The sequence below is a fragment of the Shewanella decolorationis S12 genome (assembly GCF_000485795.1).
Classification (GTDB): domain Bacteria; phylum Pseudomonadota; class Gammaproteobacteria; order Enterobacterales; family Shewanellaceae; genus Shewanella; species Shewanella decolorationis.
In genome coordinates this window covers 1-14,268 of record NZ_AXZL01000043.1, presented here as the reverse complement: position 1 = coordinate 14,268, position 14,268 = coordinate 1, and the positions used below count along the sequence as shown (strand labels likewise).

Below are 14,268 nucleotides of genomic sequence, written 5' to 3'. Positions count from 1 at the left end.
TTTTTTATGTCCTATTATCGCTTTTTGTTTGTCACTCTTCGCGTATGTCCTTTCGAACAAAAACTCTTGGTATTGTCCTTAAGCTTGATACTTTACAATCGTGTTCTTGCCCTTTGCTTTCGCTTGATACAAGGCCTTATCCGCCAAATGCAACAACGACTCGCCAGCGATGCCTTGCTGATACTCCACCCAGCCAATGCTCACAGTGCAGTAAATCGTGTGCTCCTCGGCCGCTATCGACATCTCTGCAAAGGATCTTCTAATCCGCTCAAGCACAGGCTGCACCTGCGCAGCATCAATATCCCTAATCACAAGGGCGAACTCTTCGCCGCCTAGGCGCGCGGCTATATCTTGGCTACGGCTGTGATTGTGTATCAGCTGCGCCAACAGCTGGATGACCCTATCGCCCACACTGTGACCATAGGTGTCGTTAATCATCTTAAAGTTATCGAGATCCAACATAGCGACAGAGTAAGGCGTGGTTGATGTATCCAGATCCACTAGTTGTGGCATAAAACCACGACGATTTAATAAACCAGAGAGTGGATCATACAGGGCTTCTTGCTCTGCCGTTTGTTTGTCCTGCTCGGTGCGGCGCAACTGCGCTCTTTGTAGTGACACCCCAAAAATGGTCAATGCAGATGACAATACAAAGGCCATCATTTCGGTATTGGTTTGAAATGGTGTGGGATTAATAAAAGGACCATACCCCTGCGCCGTCGCTATAATCATAAACAGCATGGAGGCGCTACTAAAGAGTGCAAGGTAAAAGCGCGTCACCTCAAAGGACAGGACGATTAATAACGGTGGGATAATGTAAAACAACCAACCTAAGTCAAAATTTACGCCAATCAAACAAAATAGTGGCAGACCAATCAAAGGCAAAAGGAGATGACGCTTTTTAGTAATATTCAGTGCATTCGGTTCTACCCAACCTGCATAAAGCTGATACACCAACACTATGCCTAGAATATCGGCAAATAAGAACATTTGTCCCATCCGCCAAAATGCACTCGAGGGAATATAACCGCCTAATACTAAATTTCCCGATAACAGGGCGCTCGAGCCTAAAATAGGCACTATGCACGCTACAACCACAAACTTCATCAAATCGTTTGCACTGCGAGTCCCAAGGGGTAAGAAACGTCGTAGCAAATACATAGACATAGCGGGAGAAAGCATATCAATCAACGCCGCTATAGCCGTATGGGCTATCGAGAGAATCAGCGAAGTATCCTGCGTCATTCCTTGATAATTCAGCATAAGGCTTGCCAGGAAGATAAGCGCCAACGCCTTACGCCCCCAGATTAACAGCATGACTAATGCCACGCCCGATGGTAGCCAAATCAAGGTGATATTCGCGGGCTGTAAACTAAATAAAGTTTGCCCCCAAGCGCCCGTCATCCAATAGATCACCGTCGCCAATAGCAGCGAAGTATTGCTCTGTCGAAGTGGAAAAGATGGCGTAAAAAGTGTCTTCAATCCGTTATCAATCCTGCAAAGTGATAAGGCTATTAATCTGAATAAAGCTAACTAAACGCAAATGCGCGACACCATAAAATGTATTAGGCGCAACAGTCTAGGCTAAGTGTAATAGATAAAAGGCTTTTTGCTTTAACACGCCTATTCGCCACCCCGATTTACCGCTGAAGGCGCACTTAAACCGTATCGTGGATCTGTTTAATCACTTTACAAGGATTACCTACGGCGACACTGTTAGCGGGAATATCTTTATTCACCACACTCCCCGCGCCAATCACACAATTATCACCAATGGTCACGCCGGGCAACACGCAGACATTACCGCCTAACCACACATGGTGGCCAATCTGAATAGGCTTACCGTATTCAGTTGTGAGGCGTGCACGGGGTTCAATAGGATGTGTTGCGGTAGAGAGCAACACATTGGGACCAAACATCACATGGTCGCCAATGGTCACTTGGCAAACATCGAGTATGGTTAAGTTATGGTTAGCGTAAAACTGCTTACCGATTTGAATGTTATAACCGTAATCACAAAAGAAGTTAGGTTCGATATGGCCGCAATTTGGGATGAGCAACAATTCCCGTAAATAGGCCATCCGTGCCTCAAGCTCAGTAGGATCGGCATGATTGAATCGATGACACATCAATTTAGCCTGCATTCTTTCAGCTAATAAGGTTTCATCTGAGGCGATATAGGGTTGGCCCGCCAACATTTTTTGCTTTTCTGTTATCAAGTTTCAACACTAACTGCTTGTAATAATGACGCACCCTAACAATCGACCAGCAAAAATTCAAGAAACATAACAACTGCGAACAAAAATGAGTCAAAGGCGACTGAAAGCGCCGCCCAGCGTAAAGCGTTAGTCGGCATACAACTCAGCAAATAAATAGACTAAACATAAGCTGTTTAAGGGCATCACAGGATTAGTCCAAATCATCCGGCTATGTCGCCCAGCCTCGCCAAACACTTGCAGTAGCAAATCAGAAGCACCATCTAATGCTTGTGGATGCTCACCACAGGATTCGTGGACACTTAATACCCCCTCCAAACGATAAATTTGCTTGATCCGCGACAACTCACCGCACGCCTGTTTAAGCTGAGCAATAGCATTGAGCGCCGCAAGCCGGCAGGCCGCATAACCTTCAAGCAAGGTATGGTCGCGCCCAAGCTGCCCTTTATACATCAGCTCACCATTTAAGTAAGGAAACTGCCCAGAGGTCATCAGTTGCGAGCCAACAATCACATAGGGTTCATAATGCCCCAGGGCATTGGCGACTTCGGGCAAAGCAATCCCAGCCTCTGCAAGCCTAGTCTCTGGTGTACAATGATTAGGCTTGCTCATAGTGTGGCCTTCTTTATCATCTGCGTTAACAGTGGCGTAAGCCAAGCCGTCAATACTGCGGGATTGTTCGTTAAAAACTGTGATGCAACTTGATCTTCGCTTAATCCTAAGCGGTTCACACCATAATCTAATTCGGCAACAATTTGATTAGACAGTGTTATGTTATCTAACACGGTAATTTGTTCAGGAGTAAAGTGCTCGATTAACTTATCCTCCCTTGCGAGCAATACGGCTCTGTCTTTGCCCCCAAGCAATCCCTTAACATCCTTAAGCTCACGAATTGCATATTGGTGATGTAAAAATTGTGGATGCCAGAGTGGCACAACGACCCACTCTTTTACCGACACAGCTGACTCAAATGCCGCGACGCAATCAGCTTGAGTACCCGTTCTAAACTGATAACCCGCTGCGGTTAATTGGTATTCACGCATGATATTTTTAGAGAAACGGGTAATACCCGCCCCCTCACCAATACCTTGAATCATCGGCCGCATCCGTTGTTTTACCTCAGATTTTAGCAGATCTTCGATGCGAGAAACCGCATCCTCTGGTACATAATCTGGTACTCCCCAGAGTGCGTACGGCTCGTAATGTAATCCCAATTCTCGCGTTGCGACTTGGGTCTCAACATCCTGCTGATAAACGCCATGACTGTGAGGTAGCCAAGCTGAGCTCAACAAATCTATCTGCCCAAGCTTGAGCCGATGAAAATTTGCCTCGTGCAGCGCATAACTTATTTCAACTTGTTTGCCCATTAACCGCATTACGTGGGCAACAACTGCCGCCGTTACTCGATGAAAACTTAGATCTGTAACACCTAACTGGATCAGTTGCCCTGAGGCCTGCATCTGAGGCTTTTGACCATGTTCATATTGATTTTCTTGATTGATATTCGGTAAATTCATCGCTATCGCTCCGAGGCTTAATAAACTAGATGAGGCCATGCCGCCGACACTTAGTGCCTGTAATAATTGTCGACGCTTTGGGTCGATTGCTGTCATTTAGGCTTCATCCTCAGGTAGAATCGCGAGCCTTTCCATTGCAATCCCGACCACAGCATTATCCCTAGAGTAAGGAAAAATCATTTCCACAGTGATACCGTTTGGATCTTCGATAAATAATTGATGCTCAAGAATTTCTGGAACAATTCGCTCCCTAAACGGGTATTTTAGTTGGCATAAATGCTGCTGTATTTGCGCAAGATCTGTCCCTCGAAACGATAAATGATCGACTCGACCAGAACCAAACTGGGCTGGACTTTCTCCTAAATAGGCATCCAAGGCCCGGCTACCGACCTCCACTAAATGCAGCACGGGTTTATCTGCCGCATAGAGCCAATGTCCAGGAAAGCCAAACCGAGGTCGCCATCCCAGTGTTAAACCCAACACATCTTGAAAAAACGCGACGGTTTCGGCCAACTTCGGGGTACGGATGGTAAAATGATCTAATCCAACAATGTTCATATGACTTTCTCCCTGTGAGTGTTAATTGCCAGGCACACCAGCAGCTAAGGGTTTAAAACGAAAGATATAATACGGCGGGTAGTTTTCTGCTTTGCCATGATTCAACGCCGCGGATAGCGGTAATTGTGCTGCGCCCGAATACAGGTAGCCGTCTTTGCCAAAGCTCACGCCATCGGGCCAAACCATACGCTCGTCATAGGCATAGGTTTGATACTGGCGCGAGTTCGCAGGGATGATGCCAATAGCACGCTCACCCACTTCGGTAAGGTAAAGATTATTAGCAGCATCAATACTGAGGCCACCGTTGTTGGGTTTGTCGGCGTAGGCTTCCACCTTGGCAGATAAAGCTTGAGTGCTTAAATCTGGATTGAGCAAATCCTCCATTGAAACTCGGTAAACTTTGTCCTTGTTCATTGGTGCAAAGTAAAGCCAATGCTGAGCGCTATCTAAAGCGATACCATCGGCGCCAATATATACGTCAATTTGTTTAGGTTTGGTGCTGTGACTATCGATAATAAGTGGCCGCTGCAAATCAGGCATCACACTGTTATCACCTTGCAATACCCGGCGACTCTTACCCGTGGTGAGATCGACTACGACTAACGCAGCTTTATCACCAATAGGACCCGTCGCAATGCCTTCGTCCGCGATGATGATGGCTTGATGGCGAGATGAAATCACAAAGTCATTGTGCTGTGACTCAGGGATCGATACGGGAAAAGGCAGATGAATAATCCGATCTAACTGATTTTTACGGGTATCCCACGCCACCAACTTAGGTTCGATTCGAGGCTCTGCTTGACCCGAGTCAAGCAGCCATACTTTATCTTGATTGTCGGTGCGCAGCCCTAAAACCCAATTCAAGCAGGTATCGGGATCTTTGGGTTTACCTTGAGGATCATGACATTGCTGCCAATCTGAGTTCGGAAAGGGAGTGACCTTACCGTTAGCCAGCAATTCCCCCACCTTGATATTAGGTTGATAGAAAGGATGGTAACTAAAGATAAGCCTATCGGTTGAGGTAAAACTAATGCCACCTACGGCACCATCGAGGCTGGCATAAACCTCAGGTTGAACTTGAGCAATGGCCTGTTGATCAGGCTGCTGTGCTATTACTTTTGATGCAACCAACACTTGGCTTACCAATAACAGATTAAGCACAATGGTTTTATGGTAAAAACGTAATGCATATTTGTTCATTGGTTTAACCCTCTTTCGAACCCGCCAAGAAGGTCAAACTGGCTTCACCTAGTCTATGCTGCCACAGATAAAACCCAACTAAAGCGGGAGTAGCATTGGCATCTATCGGTAATTTGGCCACATCTAAAGCATGAACAGTCCACACATATCTATGCTCACGACCTTTAGGTGGGCAAGGTCCAAAAAATCCCGGCTTACCTAAATCCGTATTAGCTTCAACAGCATCAGCAGGCAATTCACCGCCATTGACGCCACCTGCTAATATATTGATTTCTTTTGGAATGTTATAGACTACACGATGCCAAAAACCACTGCCCGTTGGGGCATCTTTATCATAAAAAGTCATCGCAAAACTTTGGGTGCCCTTAGGGGCATTCTCCCAAGTTAAAGAAGGTGCGATATTTGCGCCTGAACAGCCAAAGTTATTCCAATAATAATCGGCAGGAATTAACTCGTTAGCTGTTAAATTACTTTTTAAGTTAAACGGGGTTTGTGAACTCTCTAATAAGGTTGTTTCAGTCGCGTTAGCTTCCGCATTAATACTGGCCATATTAAAAATAACCACTGTTGCAACTAGTGAATATTTAATCGAATAACCAATTGAAAATTTTTGCATAATAAGATCAACTCACAGTAAAAAGTGTCATGATGATTAAGCATAACCTGGCTCAAAATTTTGATAAGCCACGCTTTACTGATATGAGTTTCAAAAATTATTAGATAATCGCCATGGATGAATCCTTAAAAAATAGGTTATGCTGCTTTATCAGAGGCACTATTTAACGTATTCGGCCAAATGTTATCTGGGAATATAAACAGTTTTTATCAAAAACCTTTATAATTAATGGAGGATAAATCTATGGTATCAACCCGCTACCAACCTTGGTTTCCCCTTGAGCGCAGCCTAAGCCCTTATCCTCTGATTAACTGCCAACTCAATAACTTATCGTTAACACTTAGTTGGCAAGGACAAACCGGCATGCCTCTAGCCATGGAAATTTATTTTCCAACTATCGCAGGGCTTCAAATCATTGATGAGTCCAGCTATCAAACCTATTGTCATCAACTCAATAATAACGATACAGCATTCCCTTTAGAGCAAGAGTTAAATATTGATTTTATCAAGCGTGATGACTTTAGTTTGCCTTGGCCAGCATGGAAGTCGGTAAAAAATGCAAGGCTACATTGTTATGGGCAGTTAGGTGAGCATATTTATCAAAATTTATATAGTTATTATATTATTGGCCAAGAGACAGTTTATTTAATTGATACAGAATGTGAACCTGTAATTACTCAGTTATTGATTTAACTATCATTGCTTTGATCAATTTCAGCATATTACCCTTATGCTTACAGCCGTTTGTAACAGTAAGTAACATAATCGAAAGAAAGCCTGAGCACTGTTCCGTTGCTAAATCAGTCATTTTGATTACACTAGCGTTCCAGTTATTTCACATCGAGAGCCAAAAACATGCCAGACTTTGCCTTACTTGCTGTTTTTATTCCGACTTTTTTCTTTGTTTCTATCACCCCCGGTATGTGTATGACACTTGCCATGACGCTTGGGATGAGCATTGGTGTGCGCCGTACCCTGTGGATGATGCTCGGCGAGCTTGTTGGGGTAGCCTTGGTCGCGACCGCTGCGGTCATGGGAGTGGCCAGCATTATGCTTAACTATCCAGAAGTCTTTCAGGTATTTAAATGGGTGGGCGGCATCTACTTAGGCTATATCGGCGTGCAGATGTGGCGCGCCCGAGGCAAGATGGCCATGCTTAGCGATGATGACACTAACCCAAAAGCCAGTAACTTTACGCTGATTTCACAGGGTTTTATTACCGCCATTGCTAACCCTAAGGGTTGGGCGTTTATGGTGTCACTTCTGCCGCCATTTATTAATGCCGAACGCGAGGTTGCGCCGCAACTTCTTGCCCTCCTAAGCATTATTATGGTGACAGAGTTTACTTCCATGTTGGCCTACGCCAGTGGCGGTAAGAGTCTGAGAATATTTTTAAGTCGCGGCGATAATATTCGTTGGCTAAATCGTATCGCCGGTAGCCTAATGATTGGCGTTGGGATCTGGTTAGCGGTGAGCTAATCAAGTATTCACTCTTGAGTGATATGTACTTAGCACATCACTCTTTTATGTAGACCCATTAGCGTCGCAGCAACGCATTTGTTGACGCAACGCTTCACTTTTGTGGTGGTTATTGGCCCTTTTTATAGGGCAACACTTCACACATCTGCTGCATATACACTTGCATTTGCGCGGCTTCCTCCTCGGTAAAATGAGCAATCGCTCGCTTAAAGTCGGGATGGGCAATATTATGATAGGAATAGAGTGCTACAGGCTCAAAACCGCGCAGCACTTTATGTTCCCCCTGCGCGCCAGCATCAAAGATATCAATCCCATGGGCGATGCAGTATTCAATGCCCTGATAATAACAGGCCTCAAAGTGTAATCCCTCAAGCTCAACAATACTGCCCCAGTAACGACCAAACAGGCATGTCTGCCCCTGCTCGTTGCGCCCCGTAAAATACAGCGCGCCCGCTAACATCTGCCCTTTCGCATCACTCACAACAAGCAAGACAATTTGCTCGGCCAACCGCTCGGCAATCATGTTAAAAAATGTTGGAGTTAAATAACCCCTATGGCCGGAGCGCTTAAGGTAAGTTAATTGATAACATTCAATAAAATGCTGCCATTGCTGACTGCTAATCTCCGCTCCCGCGACAAATTGATATTGCAATCCATAGGGTTGGATCTGAGTGCGCTCCTTGAGGATGTTTTTACGCTTACGGGAAGTCAGCACCGCTAAAAAGGCTTCAAAATCCTTATAGCCACGGTTATGCCAATGGAACTGGGTGCTTAAACGCCTAAGTGCGGTGTGATTAGATGCCTCTGCAAATAGCGCTTGCTGCGAAGACGAGACAAATAAACTATGCCAAGAAGACATAGGCGCATCCGCGTTCGCTAATTGCTCATTTAAACACGTAAATACGACGCGACTTAGCTGCTGCGCTTCCTCTGCCAAAAGCGTAGGCGATAACCCCAACCGCCGCCCCTGCACCGGCGTAAACGGAATGGCATTTAACAATTTAGGATAATATTCAAGGCCATGGCGCTCATAGGCCTGCGCCCATGCCCAATCAAACACATATTCACCATAGGAGTGGGATTTTTGATAGAGCGGCATCAAAGCCAGTAGCGGTAAAGCCATAAAATCTGCAGCATCTTTTGGACTAATGATGATATCGGCCTCAAACTCTTGCGCAAATTCACTGCCAGTGGCGTCGAACACACATAAATGATGGGGCCTCCAGCCCGTCGCGGCACAGGCCGACAAACTCTGCTCTAAGCTGAGGAAATAAGCATGCTGGCAAAAGGGATTGTCCTTCCCCATCAATCGATCCCAGCTGTTAGCGTCAATACTCTGCGCTGCGCTGGCAAAGGCCAATATCAGTTGTCTCATTCGTTGAATTCTTATCCGTTAAACACACTAAGCCAAGATCCAAGGTTGCAATTAAGCCTAATTCTCGGCACATTGCATAGTCAAAATGAAAATAAATTCAGGATTGAATATGCGCCGCGCAGTACCTTTTAGACCTCTTATTCTCGCCATCGCCATGGCACTGCCTTTGTTGTCATCGCCCACTCTCCATGCTGATGAGCCTTCGATTTTTAGCCAAATGGCCACGGCACAACCCGTATGGGCAAAACATGGTATGGTCGCCAGCCAAGAAATGTTGGCCAGTCGCACAGGGGTTGAGATCTTGAAACAAGGCGGTAATGCCGTCGATGCTGCGGTGGCGGTCGCATTCAGTTTAGCCGTCACTCTACCCCGCGCGGGCAATATTGGCGGCGGCGGATTTATGCTTGTCCATCTAGCCAAAGAAAATAAAACCATTGCCATCGATTACCGCGAAATTGCACCTTCGAAAGCGAAAAAAGATATTTTCCTCGATGAGAATGGCGATGCGGTGACTAAATTAAGCCGTGAGCATGGCCTGGCTGTCGGCGTACCCGGCACTGTAATGGGCATGAGTTTAGCCCTTGAAAAATATGGCACTATGACCATGGCGCAAGTCACTGCGCCCGCCATCAAAATGGCGCAGGAAGGGATTAGCGTTAGCCCAGATTTGGCGGTATCCCTTGCAGGTTTAAAACGCCGCATGAGCCAATGGCCAAGCACGGCGGCTATCTTCTATAAGGCCGACGGTAGCGACTACCAAGTAGATGATATTTTAAAGCAGCCAGAACTTGCCCACTCCCTGCAACTCATCGCCGAGAAAGGCACTAAAGGGTTCTACGAAGGTGAAACCGCAGAGAAACTGGTTAAGGCCGTGCAAGACGCTGGCGGTATTATGACCTTAGAAGATCTAAAACACTACAAAGCCGTCGAGCGTGAACCCGTTCGTGGTCAATACCGTGGATATGAGGTGGTTTCTATGCCTCCGCCGTCCTCAGGTGGCGTGCACATTATCGAAATGCTTAATGTGTTGCAGCAGTTCCCTATCGATCAATTTGGCCACAATACGGCGCAAACCATTCATGTGATGGCCGAAACAATGAAGCATGCCTACGCCGATCGCAGCGAGTATTTAGGCGATCCCGATTTTTATAAGGTGCCCGCCCAGCAGTTAACCGATAAGCATTACGCCCAAAAGATTGCCAGCCAAATTGCGCTAAACAAAACCACGCCTAGTACCGAAATCAAACCCGGCAATCTAGCGCCCTATGAGAGTGACCAAACCACCCACTTCTCGGTGGTCGATAAATGGGGCAATGCGGTGTCTAACACTTACACCTTAAACTTTAGCTACGGCTCGGGTTTAGTTGCCAAAGGCACGGGGATTTTACTCAATAACGAAATGGATGATTTTTCCGCTAAACCCGGCACGCCTAACGGTTATGGCCTAGTGGGTGGCGATGCCAACGCGGTGGAAGGTAATAAACGCCCGTTGAGTTCAATGAGCCCCACCATAGTGATGAAAGACGGCAAACCTTTCTTAGTGACGGGCAGCCCAGGCGGTTCACGCATCATTACCACCACGCTGCAAATCATTATGAATGTGATTGATCACGGCTTAAACATTGCCGAAGCCAGCAATGCCGCGCGGGTACACCACCAATGGCTCCCCGATGAGCTTAGGGTCGAAACCAGCCTGAACCGCGATACTATTTCGTTACTCGAAGCCAAAGGGCATAAGGTGAAAGTACAATCGGCCATGGGCAGCACTCAATCCATTATGGTGACAGAGCAAGGGATTTTTGGCGCCACCGATCCCCGTCATTCGGGTAGCGAAGCCGTCGGTTACTAATCACTGATTGGCATACAAGCGTTATGTAAAAAGGTATGGATAGGAGTGATAAGGCTAATTGCCAAGCAGCTCGATATAGAGCATTCAAGCTAAGCCGTGGATATTGACTCTCTCAGCAAGAATCGGACAAGCCAACAAAAGCAGATTAGTATTTTTAGCAAATGCCGGGCGTTACATTCACTAATCTCCTATCACTTCGTAATGTTAATGCCGTGTCTTAATAGACACGGCATTAACAGCTCTAGCTTACAGGAAAGATTATTTAAAAGTTGTAGCTTAGGTTTAACTCAATTTTCCGAGGTTCACCGAAGAAACCTTGATTGTAAAAATCAATGCTGGAGTAATATTTTTTATCAAATAGGTTATTGATATTTAATTGGACTTTAGCATCATCCGTCAGTTGATAGCTTGTCATCAGATTGACTAGGTAATAGCTATCTTGCTCGGAACGCTCGCCATTAGGACCCGCTTTATCTTTGTAAATTTTACTCTGCCAGCTTAAGTTACCACCGACTGTCAGATCCGCGAGTGCACCATCAAAATGATAAAGCGAGGATAAACGAATCAGATCCTTCGGTAGATGAGTGCTAAAGGCTGCCCCGTCTTGATCTTCCGATGTACTATGGGTATAGCTGAAAAACAGATCCCAATTTTCTGTTGGTTTACCGTTTAGCTCGACTTCATAACCTTGGTTACTGGTTCCGTCCACTCCACGCATTGGATAGCTACCATCGGGTAAAGGCGTGGGATAATTTGGGTCACGTTCTGCCACATTTTCCTTTTGCACTTTAAATACGGCGACACTGGCAGTCAGTTTCTCATCGAAGAAATCCCCTTTCGCCCCCAATTCAATATTGTTCCCCGTCATGGGATCTAAGCGCTTATTGTTCGCGTCTTTTGCATCCTGTGGCTGGAAAATTTCGGTATAACTGGTGTAAATCGAGATGCTATCGTTCAGGTTGTATATCAGGCCGGCATAAGGTGTAAAAACATCGCTATTGTTGTAGTCATCAGAAGCATTTGATTCAAATTTATATTGGCTAATGCGGCCACCCAATAATAACATCCATTGATCATGTAAATTAATTTGGGTCGCGAGATAGGCCCCTTTTTGAGTTTCCTCACCTTCTTGATAGATTGGCGTAGACGGATAATTAGGTTCGGCAACTGAGCCATCCCATTCGAAGAAGTTACCAATACTTATGCTATTTAACGGGTAATAGGAATCTGCGGTTGTGTCTTGCTTAGAATACAATAAACCTGCGGTCAATTTATGCTCGCGACCAAAGAGCTCAAATGGCCCTGAGGCAAAGAGTCGTGCGGCATCTTGTTTACGGGTCGATTGGTAGATCATCGCCGATGATTTCATACCTAAGCCAGTCGTTTTATCCGGCGCACCATAGAGATACAGCAAGTGGCCGTCCATCTCATCTTCACGATGTTCGACGTCAAATTTAAGGTCCCAATTATTATCAAAATCATGTTCAAGCGTGGCAAAGACATTCGCGCCATTCCGTTGCCAACTCGACCAAGAGGCAGCCGTTGTGGTCGAGCGAGGGAGATCATTGGCCAAACTGCCATCAGCATAAAATAGCGGCAGACCACCCCAAGTTGAGCCTTTAGGATCGCGGTCACTGTAATCGGCACCTAGGGTAAATAAGGTATTGTCACCAAGTCTTGCCGTTATAACACCGTAAATTTGGAGATTTTCATCTTCGGCAAGATTAATGTAACTATCTGATTTTTCATAGGCAGCGGCAAAACGAGCCTGCACGGCACCACTATCCGTCACATCAACAGAGGCATCGCCTTCAACGCGGTAACTATCCCATGAACCGACTTTTGCGCTGACATAACCACTAGGTGTCGCTTTAGGCCGTTTACGGATAAGGTTAATGGCCGCCGATGGTTCACCCGCCCCCGTTAAGAGTCCCGTTGCTCCACGAACCACTTCGACGCGGTCAAATAATATAGTGTCGGTTGAAGCGTCATTAAAGAAACTCGAATAGTTAACGGGCACGCCATCAAACTGGAAATTGGTAATGGGATTTCCGCGGGAGCTAAAGAAATAGCGATTAGTTTCAGCTTTTTGAGCATAAACCCCTGGGGTTAAAAACATTAAATCGGCAACACTATCAAGTGAGAAACTCTGAATAAACTCTTGATCGATAATGGTAACTGATTGCGGAGTTTCCCTAAGAGTTAAGGGTAAACCTGTTGCCGTTGCGGCCTTGTCTAATCGACTCCCCTTGATACTAATGACCTCGATATTGGTCGCGGACTTGTCTTCACTGGCATAGGTGCCTGGTACGAGTAAAAAACTCGCAATGAGTGTCGCTAACAGCGTTTTTTGCATCATGATTCCTCATCATTGTTTTTGAGAGATGCATTTTAATTGAAAATAATTATCAATACACAGAATTGATAACAATTCTCATTACATTTACATTCAAAGTTTGTAAAAATGTCGGGAGCATCACATGCTAAAGGCGAGTCCTCATTGTTGGTCGATGTTGCATGGCTAGGTAGTATCGCCATCTAGATTTATTCGATATCGTCTGTTTCATGGGTCTTTAGGATTCACTAAGTAAGTGGTAAAACTCGCCTATTACACACCGCCATAGCGCTCTATCCTTAAAAATAAGATTGACTCAGCATTAACTCGCTCTTTATTATCAAGCTCTAACGTATTAATTAAAAAGGAATTTATTGTGACAATGTTATTACTGATTTTGCTGTTGCTCTTCGCTAGCATGATGTTTTTCGGCATGTTGAGTTGTAAATCTAGCCACCCATTTTAAATCAAAAACTTAATGCACTTTATGTTTGCCTACAACTTGTAAAAGTTAATGTTGTTTAAAAAAGAACCATCACAGTCGCGGGGAGAGCATCTAAGGCAATAAATTGCGCTAATTCCTTTAAAAATTGGGTATTTCAGACGAGGTAAATTGGCCCATAGTACTTAGGATGTGTTCTGGATGGGGGCTTTTGAAATGATATAAGTAGTTTTCAGTTGCTGTAAAAGTGCTGGCAGCATTTAGCAAAATGCCGTCGTCGCTTTTCGAGATGTTCGCAGTAATCGGTTAGTTGCCCACTGGACCATGAAATAGTTTGCCAAACTCTGTGGTTAGTTTGAGCCAATTGTGATGGGGGATATTTAATCTGTTCAGTATCTTGGTGCTATTTTCACTGATGCATCCGCGTTTATCATTGCGAATAATTCGGCCTGTATCATCTACCAATTTAAGGTAGTCCGTTAATGAAAACGCAATGCCATTGGGTTGATTGTCGCACTCGTTACCAATAAACGGCAGGAGATTGCTGGGCTGCTCACCTTTGAATGCGGCCCGAATACGTAGCTGAATGCTGGTATGGTCGGATTGTTCTGGTGTATCAGCAAGTTGCGCTCGAATCGGATTTAAATCAACGTAAGTCATACAGGCTAATACCGCAGCTTC

12 protein-coding genes and 1 pseudogene are annotated in these 14,268 nt (G+C 45.4%); 3 read left to right on the top strand and 10 right to left on the bottom strand.

The genetic code is table 11. The features are described from left to right. Positions 1 to 78: 78 nt before the first annotated feature. The 7 genes from SHD_RS02430 to SHD_RS02400 form a co-directional block, all read right to left on the bottom strand. On the bottom strand, positions 79 to 1,482 hold the full coding sequence (locus tag SHD_RS02430) for a GGDEF domain-containing protein (RefSeq protein ID WP_039977252.1): 1,404 nt from the start codon (positions 1,480 to 1,482) through the stop codon (positions 79 to 81). Between the two features lie 176 nt (positions 1,483 to 1,658). Continuing rightward, complete coding sequence (locus SHD_RS02425) at positions 1,659 to 2,198, bottom strand: sugar O-acetyltransferase (RefSeq protein ID WP_161629201.1); 540 nt, start codon at positions 2,196 to 2,198, stop codon at positions 1,659 to 1,661. A gap of 147 nt (positions 2,199 to 2,345) precedes the next feature. Next, positions 2,346 to 2,828 (bottom strand): Atu1372/SO_1960 family protein, encoded by a 483-nt coding sequence (locus tag SHD_RS02420; protein WP_023265684.1) that lies wholly within the window; start codon positions 2,826 to 2,828, stop codon positions 2,346 to 2,348. Beyond that, on the bottom strand, positions 2,825 to 3,829 hold the full coding sequence (locus SHD_RS02415) for a glycine betaine ABC transporter substrate-binding protein (RefSeq protein WP_023265683.1): 1,005 nt from the start codon (positions 3,827 to 3,829) through the stop codon (positions 2,825 to 2,827). Before SHD_RS02415 ends, SHD_RS02420 begins: the two co-directional genes overlap by 4 nt. Then, complete coding sequence (locus SHD_RS02410; RefSeq protein WP_023265682.1) at positions 3,830 to 4,291, bottom strand: VOC family protein; 462 nt, start codon at positions 4,289 to 4,291, stop codon at positions 3,830 to 3,832. A 21-nt stretch (positions 4,292 to 4,312) separates the two neighbouring features. Continuing rightward, the gene (locus SHD_RS02405; protein ID WP_023265681.1) at positions 4,313 to 5,491 is read right to left on the bottom strand and encodes an L-dopachrome tautomerase-related protein; all 1,179 of its coding nucleotides are present in this window, start codon (positions 5,489 to 5,491) and stop codon (positions 4,313 to 4,315) included. Between the two features lie 4 nt (positions 5,492 to 5,495). Then, positions 5,496 to 6,107, bottom strand: coding sequence for a YbhB/YbcL family Raf kinase inhibitor-like protein (locus SHD_RS02400; protein ID WP_023265680.1), 612 nt, complete (start codon positions 6,105 to 6,107; stop codon positions 5,496 to 5,498). 363 nt (positions 6,108 to 6,470) lie between these two features. Here SHD_RS02400 and SHD_RS02395 point away from each other — a divergent pair, with 363 nt between their 5' ends. Together SHD_RS02395 and SHD_RS02390 are read left to right on the top strand one after the other, a co-directional pair. Then, entirely contained in the window at positions 6,471 to 6,800 is a 330-nt protein-coding gene (locus SHD_RS02395; protein ID WP_200862642.1) for a hypothetical protein, read from the top strand. Positions 6,801 to 6,962: 162 nt separating this feature from the next. After that, a complete protein-coding gene (locus SHD_RS02390) occupies positions 6,963 to 7,586 on the top strand; it encodes a LysE family translocator (protein WP_023265678.1) in 624 nt (207 codons plus the stop codon). 109 nt (positions 7,587 to 7,695) lie between these two features. Here SHD_RS02390 and SHD_RS02385 read toward each other — a convergent pair whose 3' ends face one another. Further along, on the bottom strand, positions 7,696 to 8,961 hold the full coding sequence (locus SHD_RS02385) for a GNAT family N-acetyltransferase (protein WP_023265677.1): 1,266 nt from the start codon (positions 8,959 to 8,961) through the stop codon (positions 7,696 to 7,698). A 109-nt stretch (positions 8,962 to 9,070) separates the two neighbouring features. Between SHD_RS02385 and ggt the strand changes: the two genes are divergently transcribed. Next, the gene (ggt, locus tag SHD_RS02380; protein ID WP_039977248.1) at positions 9,071 to 10,810 is read left to right on the top strand and encodes a gamma-glutamyltransferase; all 1,740 of its coding nucleotides are present in this window, start codon (positions 9,071 to 9,073) and stop codon (positions 10,808 to 10,810) included. Positions 10,811 to 11,072: 262 nt separating this feature from the next. Here ggt and SHD_RS02375 read toward each other — a convergent pair whose 3' ends face one another. Next, a complete protein-coding gene (locus SHD_RS02375; protein ID WP_039977246.1) occupies positions 11,073 to 13,166 on the bottom strand; it encodes a TonB-dependent siderophore receptor in 2,094 nt (697 codons plus the stop codon). A 653-nt stretch (positions 13,167 to 13,819) separates the two neighbouring features. Beyond that, positions 13,820 to 14,268: pseudogene (locus SHD_RS02370) on the bottom strand (transposase); the annotation flags it as partial.